Here is a 16,256-nt window from a genome sequence, read left to right on the forward strand (position 1 = left end):
TACCGTTCATATGAACGGTATTTCTGTTACTCTTTACAGGGAGGACGAATCATGATCCGTATCCGTGCCGCACTAAAGTTTTCCTGTTGTCTGGTGTTAGTATTTGTCATTCTTCTAATGCCGTTCGAACGGAAAGTCGATGCTCATGCATACAGTGCTGGTTACACCACCATTACTTTCACTCAGTCAGCGTTGGAAATGACCTATGCGCTTGATGATTTATCGGTAATTGAGCTTATCGGCGGGGATAACAACAAGAATGGCAAGCTTGAGGGTAGTGAATTTACTGCCGTGAGTGACCGTCTGGAGTCTTTACTTAAAGAAAATCTGCTTCTCCTTATTAATAGTGAACCTCAGGAGTGGACTCAAGTTCACAGTTTGACATTGGAACAAGAATCAGGTGCAGAAAAAGCAGTGCTCAAGGTGTCCTTTCCTCCCGTACAAGCTACCCAATCCGTATCATTAACAGATCATCTGTATTCACAGGATTCCGCTGCCAACTACGTTAATTTGTTAACCATTCATTATGGCAGCTCCAATACTACGCAGGCATTATCCGGAAAGTATCGTGATTGGTCCATGCAGCTTAGTGACAAGGATTATGCGGGCTTGCCGCAAAATTTGCAGATTACTTCCGAAGCTTCCGACTCGACAGAAGTCCTCTCTGGATGGTTCTCTTTCTTCAAACTTGGGATGAACCATATTCTGAGCGGGTACGATCATTTACTGTTCCTGTTCTCTCTACTTCTCGCCAGACAGACATTCAAGCAGTATGCCGCTATGATTACCGCCTTTACCATCGCGCACAGCATTACTCTTACGTTGACGGTACTCGGGATCATCAGTCTCTCGCCAAGAATCGTCGAGCCGGCGATTGCGCTGAGCATTTGTTTCGTTGCAATAGATAATATGATTCGCAAAGAAGTCAGCTATCGCTGGGTACTGACGTTTCTATTCGGTCTCATCCATGGGATGGGCTTCGCCGATATTTTAACAGAGATGCAATTGCCAAAAAGTCAGCTGGCTGTCGATTTAGTCAGTTTTAACCTGGGTATCGAGGCTGTTCAAGTGATCCTGATTGCAATTCTGCTTCCTGTACTAGGATTGCTACATAAATGGAGATTCTCCAGGCGTGCGGTGCTCGCAGGTTCGTCGGTTGCTTTTCTATTAGGCGGAGTTTGGCTGCTGCAACGACTAGTTTTTGCCTGATAGCAAGGTTTTGTATACGAGATATTCGTCTTAAAACACAAAAGACCCGCAAGAAGGTCACTTTACTCAAAGTGTCTTTCTTGCGGGTCATTGTTAATGGTACCAAGCTGCTGCTTTCGCTAGAACGGCAGCTGCTTTTTTACGAACCAGCGCCTTTATAACGTCTTACCCCATAGTTCCAGGCCATCAGACCGATGCCCAGGAATACCAATCCAACTACAGGCGTTAATAGCGCCATACTCTTCATTTCGTCACGCTGCAGGAAGAGCGCTGCTGGATAGATTCCTACAAACGCAAACGGGATAATCCAGGTGAGCAGCACCTGAATCGCCCGGTTGTAGATCGTAACTGGATAACGGCCATAGGACTGAATGTTGTACATCAGTGGAAGAATCCCGGTCGGAGCATCCGAGTAGAACGACAGCGAAGTCAAGGCCGTATAGATCCCTGTATAGATCGCTACCGCGCTCAGTGTAAAGAGGATCAGCACCGGTATCGTCCACCACTCAAACGGCAGCCCAAGATTGGAACCGCTGATCGCCATGATGATAAGACCGATGAAAGAGCCCACTAACGCCGGTGGATCTATATTTTCCAGGAAAATCTGAAACAGGTTATGCGCCGGACGCGTCAGAATACGGTCCATCTCACCCTTGACGATATAGCGCTCACTGAAGCCCCACATGTTCACAAAACAGCTGAACACGCCGAAAGGCACCATAAAGAAGCCATAGACGAACACCACTTCGTTCTGATTCCAGCCGCCAAGGCTGTTGGTATGCATGAATATAACAAGAATGAAAATAAAGTTCGTTGCCTGAAACAACAAATCCGATATGACCTCTACCCAAAAGTCGGCTCGATAGGTCAGCCGGGTTTTCATATAATTTTTAAGATACTCTATGACTAATCCAAAGTAATACAAACTTCCTCAACCTCCCTGCACGAACAGACGCTTCCGCGCCGCATGGTATAGCCAGACAATCGGAATGAGCAGCAGCAGGAACCAGAGAACCTGAATCCCTAGCACATTCCATATTCCAACGCCCTGTACCCGTCCCGTGAACACGGAACCCGGCAGGTACGTGATTGCCTGAAACGGCAACACCTCAAGCACGGAGGACATCCAGCCCGGAAAGAGGCTGATCGGTACGATAAGACCCGAGAACAGATCGACGACAACACGTTTCATCCGCATCATGCCCTCATTATTTTCGACGAAGAAGGCCAGCAGACCCGTGATCACGTTAATCTGCGAATTGATCAGGAAGCTGAAGAACAACATGACCAGGAATCCGATCCAAGCAGACGGCTCTGTCGGCAGATTCACCGGGAACAGCAGCATGGCAATGGCCATACCGGGGATCATGAACAGCATAAACCGGAAGAGTCCCTCTCCAAGTCCCTGCATCATTTTAACCAGTACATAGTTATAAGGCCGTATGAATTGGATAGCGATACTACCATCCCGTATATCTGTCGAGATTTCCCTATCCAGATTGTTAAAGTAAAACGCACGCGCCATCCAGGAAACCGCAACATAGGTGGTCATCTGAGCAGCCGTAAAGCCGCCAAGTGCCTGTCCGTCGCCGTAGATTGCTTTCCAGGTAAAATAGTTGACCCCGATATTCAGTGTATAGATCAGGATCCCTGAGTAGTAATTCACCCGGTAAGCCAGCATCGTCAGAAAACGAATCCGAATGAAATCGAAATAGGCACCGAGCAGCAGCTTGCGGCTATTGCCCCCGGAGTCGGGCCTGCGGGTGGAACCACCCGGGGAGGAAGCAGCCACACCGAGCATTTTAGACATGAACAACCTCTTTCCCGTCCTGCTCGGCCCGCGCTTCTTCCGGTTTCTCGGCAGAGCCAGATTGGTAGATGCTGCGTACGATATCGTCCGTGTTCGTCTCAATGATCTTAATATCCGTGATGTCAGCCTGTCCGACCACGCGGCCCAGTACATCAGACACGTTCAAGTCTAGCGGAATCCACGCTTTGGCATTCAGATCGTTCTCCGCCGACCAGGTCACCGGCATGCCGTCCGTCCAATGATTGAGCTGTCCAAGCTTGGTAGCCGATCCGAATTGGAACAGTACTTCCCGGCCGGTCCCCCAGCGCTGCTTCAGCTCTTCCAGTCCTCCGTCATAAATGATCCGTCCGTCATCCAGCATAATGACACGTGAGCATAGTGCTTCAATATCTTGCAAGTCATGTGTTGTGAGGAGAATGGTCGTGCCATGCTCACGGTTCATATCCTTGAGGAAGTCACGAATCTCCGATTTCACAACAATATCCAGTCCAATTGTCGGCTCGTCGAGGAACAAGATCGAAGGGTTGTGCAGCAATGCCGCCACAAGCTCACAGCGCATCCGTTGCCCCAGACTGAGCTTGCGTACCGGACGATTCAACAGTTCTTGGAGCGCAAGCCGTTCCACCAGCTCGTCCAGCCGCTTCTTGTAGTCAGCTTCCGATACACGGTACACCTTGCGCAGCAGCTGAAAGGATTCAATAACGCCGATATCCCACCATAGCTGGCTACGCTGTCCGAATACAACGCCGATATTACGAACGAACTTCTCCCGTTCTTCATACGGCACATAACCACCAACCGAAAGTACGCCGGAGGTCGGCACAAGAATGCCGGTCAGCATCTTGATGGTTGTCGATTTCCCGGCCCCGTTCTCTCCGATGTACCCGCAGATTTCTCCTTCGGGAATCGTGAAAGAGATGTCCTTGACCGCAGTGACTTCGGTGTATTCCCTTTTAAACAAATCAGCGAAGGCCCCTTTGAGGCCCTCGCGGTTTTTCTGGACTTTAAATGTCTTTCTTAAGTCCTGCACTTGAATGGCAGCCATATTATACCTCGCTAAGCTAAGAGTTGAATGAACAGATTAATATTATAATGCACAACGCGGAAAAGCACTAGCCAAAATAAGCGGCTTCCAGTTTGTGTGTGGAAGCCGCTTAAAAGATACAATTATTAAACGATTCTAATATTGTCGCGTAGCTCGCCATTAGTATCATCGTTTAGGTGACCCGAACGGGTAACCTTAGTGCGCAGATACTTCTCATTGAAGGAGGAAACATCGCCCCAAAGCGGTACTCTTTTCACAACATTCATTCCCGCTGTCTTCAAGGCATCAAGCTTTCTAGGGTTGTTGGTAATCAAAGTGACTGGTTTGTGGCGCAGGTGCTGCAGCACGCTGATCGCATCGGAGTAGTTCCGGGAATCATCTGCAAAGCCGAGCTCCAGATTAGCCTCTACCGTATCGTATCCTTCTTCCTGTAAAATATAAGCCATCGCCTTGCTGAACAGGCCAATGCCTCTTCCTTCATGATTGGCGAGATAGAACAAGGCACCTGAGCCATGCTCTACGATCATTTTCATAGATTGATGCAACTGGAAGCCGCAATCGCAACGCTTGCTACCAAAGATATCCCCGGTATGGCAGATGCTGTGCATACGGATCAGCGCATCCTCAGAACCTTCAAAGTCACCGTAGACCAGCACGCTCGACTGTTGACCCTCGGCAAGATTCAGAGATGATAAACGTTTGATCAGGGCTTCTGTAGCTTCCGGACTGTCTTCTTGAAGCAGTTCTTCATCGGTAACTTTCAACCAGTTATACCATTTAAAAGTCACCGTCTCCCCGTCCAGATTGACTGGCAGAGTAATCGGGCCTACCAATATATTGGTGGACTCATCCATTGTAATCTTCTTAATTTTTTTTTGCAGAATAGAAATGATATCAGGTTTAATCATGAGTACACCTTCCTCGAGTTCATTTATAAGGTTATGTTTGTTAAACAGAATATTGCTGCAATTAGGCTGCGCTAAACAAGTAACTATTTGTAAGTTAGTTTATCATTGTAATATAACTTCGTCAAGTTATAATATATATTTTAATATTTATAATTACTTAATGTAAGTTTGTGATATAATGAATGCAGAGGTGATGCCAATGAATGATTTCGACATGTGTCCGCGCTTCGAGAAAGCCGTTGATCTATTGAGCAAACGGTGGGTGGCCCTGATTGCTTTCGTACTCATCCCAGGCCCTCGTCGATTTGGCGAAATTGAGAGCTGTCTTTCGAACCTCAGCGGTAAGGTCTTGTCCGACCGTCTGAAGGAAATGGAGAATGAGGGAATTATCGAACGCAAAGTCTATCCGGAAATGCCGGTACGAATCGAGTATTCGCTTACGGACAAAGGTCATGCGCTAGCCCCGATCCTTGGGGAAATCAGCAACTGGTCTTCAGACTGGATTGAGCTTGGTGTAAAGATTTGATTCCCCGTGGCAAGCAAAAGCGCCCTTTCTGACTTCCCGTCTTTACGGAAGCCAAAAAGGGCTGTTTTTGTTATTGGAGGTATTTCCTGCGCGCATTGCGTGCGCTCACAGATCCTTACGCCCAAATATCCACAGGCCCAGCAGAAATGCCACTATGGTATATCCGGCTCCATACATAACGAAAGTGCCTGAAGGAACATTGGCAAAACTGTTGATGCCGAATGCAGCAGTTTGCAGCGAAACTACACCCCCCAGTTCTTTCAAATTGAATAGCTCGGATAGCATCTTACGCTGCATCCCGTCTACCGGCATGAGCAGTGAAATGACTCCGGTCATATTTTTCAGCGAATTCATAATTTCAGGCTCCAGACCAATCGAGATTGACAGCTTTTCAATCATTCCCCCTAGCCAGCCCGCCCCGTATAGCATGGTCATAAATACACCGTTCCCCAAAGCTGAGAACCAGCCCGATCCCAACATAGATACCGTCACCAGCATGGGAACTGCTGATGCAAACAATAGAAACGACAGGATCCACGCGGTAGGGTCCATTGGTATAGCGGCATGAAATTTCGTGATCAGCATAATGGCAACATACAAGAGGAGAGCATAACCCAGACCCAGCATAATAAACCCCAGCCAGCGACCCAAATACCATTTCCAGCGCGGAAGCGGCCGGGGCAGCAACGCTTGCAGAACCCCTTGCTCCGCTTCTCCGGCTATAGCTGAAAACGAACTGAAAATGGCCAGAAATGCTAGCACAAATGAGCCGAAGAAAAATCCTAGCGTCAATATAATTGTACCATTGGTAAACTTGGCGATCAGCAATTCCGAATTGCCCATTCCCCATCTCCCCTCGGGAATCCCATGTTTACCTAAGCTGGATGCCACAAACCAAAAAGCCAACAAAAAGATGAGGGTCATTAGCAACGTTAATACCATGACTCGCTTACGCAGCATTTCTTTCCATGTCATCCCCATAATGATGCCCATTATCGCTCACCCCGATGGTTCAGCCCCGACAGGGCGTTCACGAACCATTCTTCCAGACGTTCTTTTTTACGGGAAACTTCATATAGGGTCATCCCCTGCTCCATAATCAGCGAATTTAGCCAACCCACCTGCTCCTCACTATCTAGCTCTGCTTCCAGCCATACCACACTGCTGTCTTCTGCTTGTGCTGGTGAAAAGGTGTTTGCGTCTCTCTTCACGTCGATGGCCGCTTTGATGACAAGTCCGGTTCTCTCTTCCAGCCAAGACAGCAAAAAAGGCGAATAACCGCCCACTTTAAAAAGCCAGCTCATTCGCTTATGAAGCACCTCGGATACACTGCCGTGCCGCAGGATAACGCCGTTATTCAGCAGCGCCATCCGGTCGCACAGCATTTCAACATCCTCCAGCAGGTGGGAGTTGAGAAATATAGTCTTTCCTTGATCCTTGAGCCTCTTCAAGATGCTGCGCACTTCACTGCGTCCAATCGGGTCCATGGCCGAGGAAGGCTCGTCCAGAAAGACAATTGCGGGATCAGCCACCAACGCACACGCTAATCCCAGCCGCTGCTGCATCCCCTTGGAATAATGCTTGACCTTGTCCCGGCTTCGGATACCAATCCCGACTTCTTCCAGAACCTCACGAACTCTCCGCTCTATGGAAGAGGACTCCACTCGGCTGAGCCGGGCATGCAGCTTGACCACTTCTTGTCCAGTCAGCCATTCCTGATAGCGGTACAATTCCGGCAAATACCCGATCAGCGACTTGGCTTCCAATGTACCGATTCTCTGTCCCATTAGAGAGGCGCTACCGCTAGTCGGTGAAATCAGCCCCACGAGCATTTTGACAAAGGTGCTCTTGCCCGCCCCGTTGGGGCCGAGGAAGCCGAAGGCTTCCCCTTTCCCTACAGTAATGGTAACATTTTGGCAGCCACGGCCGTTGTCATACGTCTTGCTAAGTCCCTGGGTTTCGATCGCGGCAACACTCATGATTGGATCAACTCCTGCAGTTTAGCCATCAATTTCTCTTTACTATTGAATGTGTTCCCTCCATTAAAGTTGAACAACTGTCCGTCCTTCACCCAAACGGCACTGTAATTCTTATAATCTTTGCCCATAACGATCGTCTGCAGCATAACCGTTACACCAGATACCTGAACTTGTTCGCTATTGTCGTTAACAAATACCGGCATCGGAATTTCACCTGACAAGATTCCTGTTTGCTGCAGACTGCTCTTTAAGCTTTCCGGGAGTAGCGGGAAGTTGATCACGGCTTCCAGCGCTTCCTCTACTTTAATAGAAGGATCTACCGTCAATACCGGTGTCTTCATCTGCTGCAAGCTTGCCCAATCATTTTTACTTTCTGCAAGGTTATAGTTTACAATTTCAGGGATATGCAGCGTAATCGGCTTACCATCCACCGATTCAGGCAGCAGCTTCACCGCTCCTAATCGTTTCATGACTTCGTTTGTTTTTTCAACATTTAGACTAAGCTTAATCTCCTGCGAAGATGAAACAAACAGCTGTGCATGGTTATTCCGGAGTGCAGCGCTCAAGGGAGAATAACCTAACGCCTCCTGTATTTGTGCCGGGGTCATGTCTCCCGAAACCATGCCGGGCGTGCTCTGGAATGATCCAAAATCATTGACAGCTTCATGGATGTTTTCTCTGTCGGTGAGCTTGTAGAACATATTACGCAAGTCATCCTCATTGACAGCTGTAACGGTTTCCATGCGGAACTGGTTCAGGAGCGAGGCCATGGCCGTGTTGCCGACAGGGGTAGCTAATACTACGGCAAGAGCAGCGACACCGGCTGCTGCCACCGCCCATTTACTGCGCCGGGTCATTTTCCGGCGGCGTAATGGCACATTATTGTGAGTAGAGCTATCCGATTCCGTGATTCTCTCCTCTTGCGCGATCTCTTCAGCCGTTATTTCAGGATTCATGCTTATTACAGGCCCCCCTTCTTCTTTCTCTGAAGTCAGTTCCCATTCATTCCAGCGGGGATTTATTGGCTCTCCGGCAAGGGTGGCTTGCAATCTGGCCCATGCCTCATCCGTTGCTTGTTTCTCTCTATCGTTGTTCAGGGGAAGTTTCGTCATCGGTTTCACCCTCCTTAATTTTAAAAAAATTCTTTAATCGATTTGTGGCTGGGATTTGGTTGCCGTCTTCCTCAATCTTGTCGTAGCCCGGTTAAGCAACGTACCAACTACGGGTGCCTTCACCCCTAGCTCACCGGCGATTTCTGCATAACTGTAGCCCGAGTATTTCAGGAGCAGTACCTGCCGGTCACGTTCCGGCAATTCATCCAGCCATTCCCGTACATCCTCCTGGTCCAGCTTTCGGAGCATCACATCTTCACCTGTCGGGGGCGCGGCTTCACTGCCTAAGAACAATTCTTGCTTGTCCTGCAATCGGCGTTCCCTGGCCTTCTTGGTCATGTAGTCATATCCGATCCGCGTAAGCACCCTGTGGAGCCATGCACCAAGGGCTGCAGGATCATCCGGTGGATTGCGGTACAGCCTCAGGAACACATCCTGTGCCAAATCGTCCGCAGCCGCCTCGTCTCTGATCAACGCCACCAATTTACGTCTTACAATGGGATAATGTTCATAAAATATATTTTGAAATATTTCTGATTCCGGAATTTTCATTTTGTTTATACCTCCTTATCCGCTGCAGCTATAAGTAAGACGGCTGTCGGCTATTTTTTGTATCAGAAGGATTAGAAAAAAATCATTTTTATCTTAACACATGCAAAAAGACAGCCCCTTTTAAAGAGCTGTCTTTTACTTTTCCCAGTTTTATGCTGGAATAAGCTAGAAATCTTCACAATTTGCTATTGAATTATCTAGTAAAATATAGTAATTTTAAGTAGGCAAGTAAACCAAATTGAGAGGCGGAATTAAAATGGAAAAAATGTGTATGGAAATGATGATGAGCATGTGTATGGAGGACATGATGGCTAAGATGAACACCATGAAGATGTGCATGGAGAAGATGTCTGAAATGAACATGATGGACATGGATATGGACATGATGATGAAGAAAATGCAAGACTGCGATGAAATGATGACAATGTGCATGACCATGATGCGTGAAGGAATGCAAATGTCTAAGTAATTCCATTGTCTGATTTATTTTTCTTAATCAAGTGAATCCCCAAAATTCACTTTACAAGAAGACCATCAAGTCTTGGCAGAGCAGACAACTGCATGCCATTTTTTTATGTTCACCTATTGCTCTCGTATCTCTTCCTCTGCTATCTAATACCGATATATTTACTCTGAATCCGCTTCGCTAGTCTAATCCGTTCCAGCTTTAGCTCCCAGATCTTCTCTTTCAGCGAATTCTGATCCTCTGTAGGTTCATTCTCACGCAGCTTGTTGAACAACTCCACCAATACTGCATTCACATCGTCAAATTGTACCCACAATTCCCGGACACTTTCTTCTCTTTGCTTCTGAGCGGAAGCTGCGGGAAGGTTCTTCAATCGCTCAATGATGTCAGCCTGCCACTGTCCATCGTTAATCGCTTTGGCGTAATTTAAAAGATCCAGATAATCATCGACTGACATGTGTACCGACTCCTTACTCTCTGTATACCAAGTATTATACTCGGTATTAAGGAAAATGCAATGCCTTATCCATAAAAAATTGTAAAATCTTCTTTTCTACATAAGACGAACTTAAGATCCTAACTTAAGGCTCGGTCGTCACTCCGGTGGAATGTTTGGACTTCCGGCCGCTGTTGTCTCCAGATTTCTTTCCATTGTACCGCTGTTTGCGGTTGAAATCCGAAGACAGCTTAGGCTTCCGACGCGAGCTTTCCTGCGGAAAGCTTTTAGGCGGTCGCTACCGCTCCTACAGTTCCAAACTTCCCCTTTCGTTCCTTCTCACTTTTTGTTTTAATTTCTTTTATTCGTCTTATGTAAAAAAGACCGGCCCCTCCACACGGAAGAAACCGGACCTCACATCAATGAACCTATTACTTTCCTTGTTTATTATGCCAGATTAAGGCATGTAATTGTGGCAATACCCGCACCCGGTTCAATGCAGGATCGGCGATCACCTTGTTGAACAGCCATTCCAGGCGCCTTAGCAGCCTTCCCGAGATGTCGCCAGCCTCCTTAACATCGTCGTTACCCGGCTGCAAGAAGAGCTGTACATCCTCATACCGCCGATGAACCGATTTGGCATACTCCAAATCTTCCTCCCCAAAGACCACGACCTTCAGATTATGTGTCGCGCGTCCATGCTCCTTCATGTTCCTCAGAATATGGTCCAGTACGTCCCAATCGGTCTTCATCCCCGAGCTTGGCGGCTTCGGACTGATGGTTAAGACATCCACATCGTAGAACCAATCCTGCCAACGGCTACCCTGGGTTTCGATAGCTACCTGAATGCTTTTTCTATGAAGAAGATCGATGAAATGCTTCATCCCCTCACCAATCAGCGCCGGGTTGCCCCCAGAAATCGTTACACTGTCAAAATTGCCGTCAGCCAGAGCCATCAGCTCTTCTACAATCGTTTCCGGTTCCAGCAGGCGGAGCTTGTCTTTAGCTGACCCATCCCAGGTAAAAGCCGAGTCGCACCAGCTACAGCGGTAATCACAACCGTAAGTGCGTACGAACATCGTTTTCACCCCAATAACTGCACCCTCGCCCTGAATGGTAGGGCCAAAGATCTCGATGACCGGCAGCTTACTCACAGTCACACCCCCCATAAAGGCGGTAAGACGGACCTTCTATCGGAATATCTTCCGACAATACTTCCGCCCATGACGTTGGTGTTTCCCAGAGCTTCACAGAGTACAACGGCAGCCCGGCTTTCTTCAACTCATAGGCCGCGTAGGATGACAAATTCTCGGCTGTCGTGCGGAATGAGAGTTGTGCAACCTTAGAGCCAGAGCTGTACAGCGACTCAAGTACAGGTTCATTGCCTGTAGCGAGAAAAGCATGATCCAGACGATCAATCAGTACCTCCTGCACCCTCGCCTTGATGTCGCTAAAATCAACGACGAAGCCTTCGTCAGAATGCCCCTCCTGCACGGAAGGAACACCTTTCAGCACAACCTCCAACTTGTAGGTATGGCCGTGAAGATTGCTGCATTTCCCCTTATGACCGATAAGCTGGTGGGCAGCGTCAAAGGTGAAGATTTTGCATACCGAAACCTCGTTCAGCATGAGTCACCCTTCTTTCGCTCCCCTTCGTACTGCGTCAGCCCACGGCTGCGCAAGAGGCACGCGGGACAAGTCCCGCAGCCACTCCCAATGATCCCGTTGTAACAGGTCAGCGTGCGCTCACGAATATAATCAAAGTGGCCCAGATCGTCTGCCATTTTCCAGGTTTCCTTTTTATCCAGCCACATCAGCGGGGTATGAATCACGAATTCGTAGTCCATCGACAGATTTAGCGTCACATTCAGCGATTTCACGAACACATCACGGCAGTCCGGATATCCGCTGAAATCAGTCTGACAGACCCCTGTTACAATATGGTGGTAGCCAAGCTGCTTGGCAAGAATTGCCGCAAACGACAGGAACAACAGATTACGCCCATCCACAAAAGTACTTGGGAGCTCATTCTCTGCTCCTTCTTCAATGGCGATATCTTCCCGTGTCAATGCGTTGGGTGCCAGCTGATTCAGCAGTCCCAGATCAAGGATATGTTGCTTTACTTTAAAATCAGCGGCAATCTGCTGTGCTACTTCAATCTCAGCGGCATGCCGCTGGTTATAGTTGAACGTGACCACTTGGACCTCATCATAGTGTTGAAGTGCCCAGATCAGACAGGTCGTGCTGTCCTGGCCGCCGCTGAAGACGACCAATGCTTTTTTATTCATCTTCGAAATCTCCTTTTTTACAAAATAGGGTTAGCGGTTATCCACTTTCTCCGGGTAGAGATCATGATTCATGAGACGGTGTTCTGCCATTGCCTCATACTTCGTTCCCGGACGTCCCCAATTGCAATAAGGGTCAATCGAAATGCCGCCCCGCGGGGTGAATTTCCCCCATACTTCAATATAACGCGGGTCCATCAGACTGATGAGATCGTTCATAATGATATTGACACAATCCTCATGGAAATCTCCATGGTTGCGGAAACTGAACAAATACAGCTTCAGCGATTTGGATTCCACCATCTTTTGCTCCGGGATGTACGAGATGTACAGTGTGGCAAAATCGGGCTGGCCCGTAACAGGGCACAGACTGGTGAATTCCGGGCAATTGAACTTGACGAAATAATCACGTCCCGGATGCTTGTTATCGAACGATTCCAGCACCTCTGGCGCATAACCAAAATGGTATTGTGTTCCCTGATTGCCCAGCAGTGTAACTTCCTTCATTTCATCTTTCAATCTTCCTTCGGACATGACAAAAAATCCCTCTCTTTTCCTTCGGCCTGCGCCGGAATTGGAAAGAAGAACGAGATTTCGAAAACTTGGCTCTACTAAGAATAAACGAGTTCTGACCTACGGACAGAGTTATCCCGTTTATACGCGGAACATCATTCGCTATGGCATCTGACGTCCCTTAAGGGTCTTAGTTTTTTATAGAGGGAGTTTGCGAACCTCTCCTGCGCACAATGACGCAGACTTCTTCTTTAACTGATATCGTGCGTCTTGAACTATACCATGGGGTATGCGGGATGACAAGTGTAAAAATAATAATTAATAATATTAATCATAAATGTGATAAATTTATTTTTCACCACAAAAATGACGGATTCATTTTTGGCGAACAGGGTAACTTATAGCCTATAGATCATCTTCTAAAGGATGGGATCAGGTTATGGAACAGCAGGTACAACAGCTCTCGGATTGGCTGAATACACAGGTGAACAAGACGATTCTAATTGAGAAGCAAGAGCTTTCGGATACGGACACCATTCATTTCAAGCTGGAAGGCGTCGATTACCGTGATGCGGATGATGTCATTGATGATTATCTGGACAGTGCATTAATTCTTAGAGGCTCGGGAAGCACCCTGAATAGAGATGGCGAATTGGTGCGCTTGCCTCAGGCAAACTACGAAATTGCAGTCAGCGGACTGCGGCTGAATCATTCCGATGCAGAGGCCGCAGAGGTGCAGACAGACCGTGCCCACTACACCTTGTCTAAAGAATGATCCCTCAAGCTGCGCAATCAACTTAGGTTAATCGGTAGCAAGGAACAGGTTCCACGACAATAGGATGACTAAAGAGGCTGCGGATAAAAGCCCGCAGCCTCTTGCCAGTCCATATCTACTACTCTTCACCGATGATCTCCACTTCGGTTTCCAGCTCTACGCCAAATTTATCCATCACGGTTTCTCTGACATGTTGAATCAGACCGATATAGTCGCTAGCCGTGGCATGATCTGCATTTACGATAAATCCAGCGTGTTTACGGGACACCTCGGCACCGCCGATGCGGGTTCCCTGGAGTCCGCTTTCCTGGATTAGCTGCCCGGCAAACCGCCCTGGAGGACGCTTGAAAACACTGCCGCAAGACGGGTATTCCAGTGGCTGTTTCGATTCCCGGAGGAATGTCAATTCATCCATAACGGACTTGATGGCTGCAGCTTCCCCCGGCTTAAGGGCAAACCGTGCCTCCAGAACAACGTATTCACCGCTGGAGAAGATGCTCTTCCGGTATCCCCATTGCATTTGGTCACCTTGAAGCGTTATTAGTTCGCCAGCCTTGTTCAAGACAACGGCGCTGTGGAGTACATCCTTGACCTCACCACCATAGGCTCCTGCGTTCATGTAAAGAGCGCCCCCTACTGTACCAGGGATACCACAAGCAAATTCCAGGCCCGCCAATTCCTGATCCAGCGCATAACGCGATACATCAATGATTTTAGCGCCACACTCTGCATACAACAGTCCATCCCGCACTCCCATGCCCGTCAGGTCTGAGGTTTGTAGCACAATACCGCGTACTCCTCCGTCACGGATAATGACATTGGAGCCATTGCCAAGTACCGTTAGCGGAATACGCTGCTCACTTGCATATGTAACAATTTTTTGAATTTCTTCATAAGTAGCGGGAGCTGCCAGTATATCTGCCCGTCCCCCCATTTTGGTAAATACCCGGTCCTTTAATTCCTCATGACTTTTAACGACGCCTGCTGTGACAATAGCTTGCAGATCGTCCTGAACTTTGCTGATATTCATATTGCATACCCCTTTGATGGAATAGAAATAAACCCGCTTGACGGGAATTAAACATGTAACTATAATGATTACAGGTTAAACATTAAAAATTAATTTTCATTATGGAAAGGAAGTTAACTTATGTCAACTTTAGTTATCGTCGCGCACCCCAACCTCGAACAATCCAAGATCAATAAATACTGGCAGGAATACCTCAAGGCCAACACGGATGTTACCGTGCACAATCTTTATGAGACATACCCTTCAGAGGTTATCGATGTAGAGCGTGAGCAGAAGCTGGTAGAACAGCATGACCGCATCGTGCTTCAATATCCCTTCTATTGGTACAGCACACCGCCACTTTTGAAAAAATGGTTCGATTCCGTGCTTACCTACGGCTGGGCTTATGGCGAGAACGGCAACAAGCTGCATGGCAAGGAATTGCAGATTGCTTTGTCCACCGGCGGTCCTAAGGAAGCTTATACACCAACCGGCTATAACAAATTCAGTCTTGAAGAGCTGCTTAGACCTATTGAAGCTACTTCCAATCTCATTGGCACAAAACTGCAGCCTTACTTCATTCTCAGTGGCGCAATGACCATCACAGATGAAGAAATTCATGCTTCTGCAATACAATATGCCAAGCTTATCACTACCTAAGAATATAGGGTAGATGATCAGGCAACCACAACTTTAACAACGAACAGGCTCCCTTGTCAATGACGGGAGCCTGTTCTTCTATACATATATTGATATTATGGATAATTTTATGACGATATAACCAATTTCCCTTGATGGCTTGCTACAGTCCAACAGCTTTGTAAGCTGCAAGTTCATATGGGAGACACAGCGGCACGCCCGTGCGCGGATCAGGCACGATATCGCACTCGATTCCGAATACTTCACGCAAGACCGGTGTGGTCATTACGTCGGCAGGTGCACCTTCACTAATCACTGTGCCGGACTTGATCGCCACCATATGCTGAGCGTAACGGGAAGCATGGTTCAAGTCATGGACTACCATGATGATAGTACGGCCCTTCTCTTCATTCAGCTTTTGCAGCAATTGCAGCACTTCCAGTTGATGTGCCATATCAAGGAACGTTGTAGGTTCATCCAGGAACAGAATATCCGTCTCTTGCGCCAATGCCATAGCAATCCAGGCACGCTGACGTTGTCCTCCGGAGAGACGGTCAATCGGGCGGTCATGGAAGTCCGACATCCCCGTCTCAGCGATCGCATTAGAGATAATTTGGCGGTCTTCCGGTGTCAATGTACCGAAGCCTTTCTGATGCGGATAACGACCGTAGCTGACCAATTCCGCCACAGTGAGTCCGTCCGGTGCTGTTGGGTTTTGTGGTAAAATCGCCAGCTGGCGGGCCACTTCTTTGGTGGAGAGGTTATGAATGGATTTGCCATCCAACATTACACTGCCGCTCTTTGGCTTCATGATCCGGGCCATCGTCTTCAGAATCGTGGACTTTCCGGAGCCGTTAGCCCCGACAAGCGCCGTTATTTTCCCTGTTGGAAGCGTGAGGTTCAATCCCTTAACTATAGTAGCTTCCGAGTACCCGATGCTTAGCTGTTCTGTATTCAAACGTTCTGACATGATCTTCACTCCCTGTAGTTTT

Annotated in this window: 20 protein-coding genes and 1 riboswitch; of the genes, 5 read left to right on the forward strand and 15 right to left on the reverse strand. The window is 47.9% G+C overall.

The window, feature by feature from the left end; genetic code table 11:
- Positions 1-51: 51 nt before the first annotated feature.
- Positions 52-1,209: a HupE/UreJ family protein gene (locus HPT30_RS03690; protein ID WP_175370146.1), complete on the forward strand. Its 1,158-nt coding sequence runs from the start codon at positions 52-54 to the stop codon at positions 1,207-1,209.
- A 139-nt stretch (positions 1,210-1,348) separates the two neighbouring features.
- Here the strand turns inward: HPT30_RS03690 and HPT30_RS03695 are convergent, their stop codons facing one another.
- The 4 genes from HPT30_RS03695 to HPT30_RS03710 form a co-directional block, all read right to left on the reverse strand.
- On the reverse strand, positions 1,349-2,092 hold the full coding sequence (locus tag HPT30_RS03695; RefSeq protein WP_175370184.1) for an ABC transporter permease: 744 nt from the start codon (positions 2,090-2,092) through the stop codon (positions 1,349-1,351).
- A gap of 48 nt (positions 2,093-2,140) precedes the next feature.
- The gene (locus HPT30_RS03700) at positions 2,141-2,935 is read right to left on the reverse strand and encodes an ABC transporter permease (protein ID WP_175370185.1); all 795 of its coding nucleotides are present in this window, start codon (positions 2,933-2,935) and stop codon (positions 2,141-2,143) included.
- 76 nt (positions 2,936-3,011) lie between these two features.
- Entirely contained in the window at positions 3,012-4,064 is a 1,053-nt protein-coding gene (locus tag HPT30_RS03705) for an ABC transporter ATP-binding protein (RefSeq protein ID WP_175370147.1), read from the reverse strand.
- A 125-nt stretch (positions 4,065-4,189) separates the two neighbouring features.
- Complete coding sequence (locus HPT30_RS03710) at positions 4,190-4,972, reverse strand: GTP cyclohydrolase II (RefSeq protein ID WP_175370148.1); 783 nt, start codon at positions 4,970-4,972, stop codon at positions 4,190-4,192.
- 199 nt (positions 4,973-5,171) lie between these two features.
- Between HPT30_RS03710 and catR the strand changes: the two genes are divergently transcribed.
- Positions 5,172-5,498, forward strand: a complete 327-nt coding sequence (gene catR / locus HPT30_RS03715) for a catDE operon transcriptional regulator CatR (RefSeq protein ID WP_175370149.1) — start codon at positions 5,172-5,174, stop codon at positions 5,496-5,498.
- Between the two features lie 105 nt (positions 5,499-5,603).
- On the opposite strand, the gene HPT30_RS03720 is transcribed toward catR, so the two are convergent.
- The 4 genes from HPT30_RS03720 to HPT30_RS03735 are packed head-to-tail and all read right to left on the reverse strand — an operon-like array spanning position 5,604 to position 9,141.
- Entirely contained in the window at positions 5,604-6,491 is an 888-nt protein-coding gene (locus HPT30_RS03720; protein WP_175370150.1) for an ABC transporter permease subunit, read from the reverse strand.
- Complete coding sequence (locus HPT30_RS03725) at positions 6,491-7,477, reverse strand: ABC transporter ATP-binding protein (RefSeq protein WP_175370151.1); 987 nt, start codon at positions 7,475-7,477, stop codon at positions 6,491-6,493. The genes HPT30_RS03720 and HPT30_RS03725 overlap by 1 nt, the downstream gene beginning before the upstream one ends.
- The gene (locus HPT30_RS03730; RefSeq protein WP_175370152.1) at positions 7,474-8,589 is read right to left on the reverse strand and encodes a hypothetical protein; all 1,116 of its coding nucleotides are present in this window, start codon (positions 8,587-8,589) and stop codon (positions 7,474-7,476) included. The genes HPT30_RS03725 and HPT30_RS03730 overlap by 4 nt, the downstream gene beginning before the upstream one ends.
- A gap of 33 nt (positions 8,590-8,622) precedes the next feature.
- Positions 8,623-9,141: a sigma-70 family RNA polymerase sigma factor gene (locus tag HPT30_RS03735; protein WP_175370153.1), complete on the reverse strand. Its 519-nt coding sequence runs from the start codon at positions 9,139-9,141 to the stop codon at positions 8,623-8,625.
- Between the two features lie 256 nt (positions 9,142-9,397).
- Here HPT30_RS03735 and HPT30_RS03740 point away from each other — a divergent pair, with 256 nt between their 5' ends.
- Entirely contained in the window at positions 9,398-9,610 is a 213-nt protein-coding gene (locus HPT30_RS03740) for a hypothetical protein (RefSeq protein WP_175370154.1), read from the forward strand.
- A 139-nt stretch (positions 9,611-9,749) separates the two neighbouring features.
- Here HPT30_RS03740 and HPT30_RS03745 read toward each other — a convergent pair whose 3' ends face one another.
- The 5 genes from HPT30_RS03745 to queF all read right to left on the reverse strand — a co-directional run bounded on the left by HPT30_RS03745 (position 9,750) and on the right by queF (position 12,862).
- A complete protein-coding gene (locus HPT30_RS03745; RefSeq protein WP_175370155.1) occupies positions 9,750-10,064 on the reverse strand; it encodes a hypothetical protein in 315 nt (104 codons plus the stop codon).
- Positions 10,065-10,474: 410 nt separating this feature from the next.
- On the reverse strand, positions 10,475-11,197 hold the full coding sequence (queE, locus tag HPT30_RS03750) for a 7-carboxy-7-deazaguanine synthase QueE (protein ID WP_175370156.1): 723 nt from the start codon (positions 11,195-11,197) through the stop codon (positions 10,475-10,477).
- On the reverse strand, positions 11,190-11,672 hold the full coding sequence (locus HPT30_RS03755; RefSeq protein ID WP_175370157.1) for a 6-pyruvoyl trahydropterin synthase family protein: 483 nt from the start codon (positions 11,670-11,672) through the stop codon (positions 11,190-11,192). The genes queE and HPT30_RS03755 overlap by 8 nt, the downstream gene beginning before the upstream one ends.
- A complete protein-coding gene (gene queC, locus HPT30_RS03760; RefSeq protein ID WP_175370158.1) occupies positions 11,666-12,331 on the reverse strand; it encodes a 7-cyano-7-deazaguanine synthase QueC in 666 nt (221 codons plus the stop codon). Before queC ends, HPT30_RS03755 begins: the two co-directional genes overlap by 7 nt.
- Positions 12,332-12,361: 30 nt before the next feature.
- Complete coding sequence (queF, locus tag HPT30_RS03765; protein WP_175370159.1) at positions 12,362-12,862, reverse strand: preQ(1) synthase; 501 nt, start codon at positions 12,860-12,862, stop codon at positions 12,362-12,364.
- Between the two features lie 163 nt (positions 12,863-13,025).
- Positions 13,026-13,069, reverse strand: a riboswitch (PreQ1 riboswitch).
- A gap of 211 nt (positions 13,070-13,280) precedes the next feature.
- On the opposite strand from queF, the gene ymzB reads away from it, so the two are divergent.
- Positions 13,281-13,616, forward strand: a complete 336-nt coding sequence (gene ymzB / locus HPT30_RS03770; protein WP_175370160.1) for a protein YmzB — start codon at positions 13,281-13,283, stop codon at positions 13,614-13,616.
- Positions 13,617-13,734: 118 nt separating this feature from the next.
- Here the strand turns inward: ymzB and murB are convergent, their stop codons facing one another.
- On the reverse strand, positions 13,735-14,646 hold the full coding sequence (gene murB, locus HPT30_RS03775; protein WP_175370161.1) for a UDP-N-acetylmuramate dehydrogenase: 912 nt from the start codon (positions 14,644-14,646) through the stop codon (positions 13,735-13,737).
- 120 nt (positions 14,647-14,766) lie between these two features.
- Here murB and HPT30_RS03780 point away from each other — a divergent pair, with 120 nt between their 5' ends.
- Positions 14,767-15,285: an NAD(P)H-dependent oxidoreductase gene (locus HPT30_RS03780; protein ID WP_175370162.1), complete on the forward strand. Its 519-nt coding sequence runs from the start codon at positions 14,767-14,769 to the stop codon at positions 15,283-15,285.
- 142 nt (positions 15,286-15,427) lie between these two features.
- Here the strand turns inward: HPT30_RS03780 and HPT30_RS03785 are convergent, their stop codons facing one another.
- A complete protein-coding gene (locus HPT30_RS03785) occupies positions 15,428-16,234 on the reverse strand; it encodes an ABC transporter ATP-binding protein (RefSeq protein ID WP_175370163.1) in 807 nt (268 codons plus the stop codon).
- Positions 16,235-16,256: the final 22 nt, after the last annotated feature.

Source organism: Paenibacillus agri (genome assembly GCF_013359945.1).
GTDB classification, from domain to species: domain Bacteria; phylum Bacillota; class Bacilli; order Paenibacillales; family Paenibacillaceae; genus Paenibacillus_AQ; species Paenibacillus_AQ agri.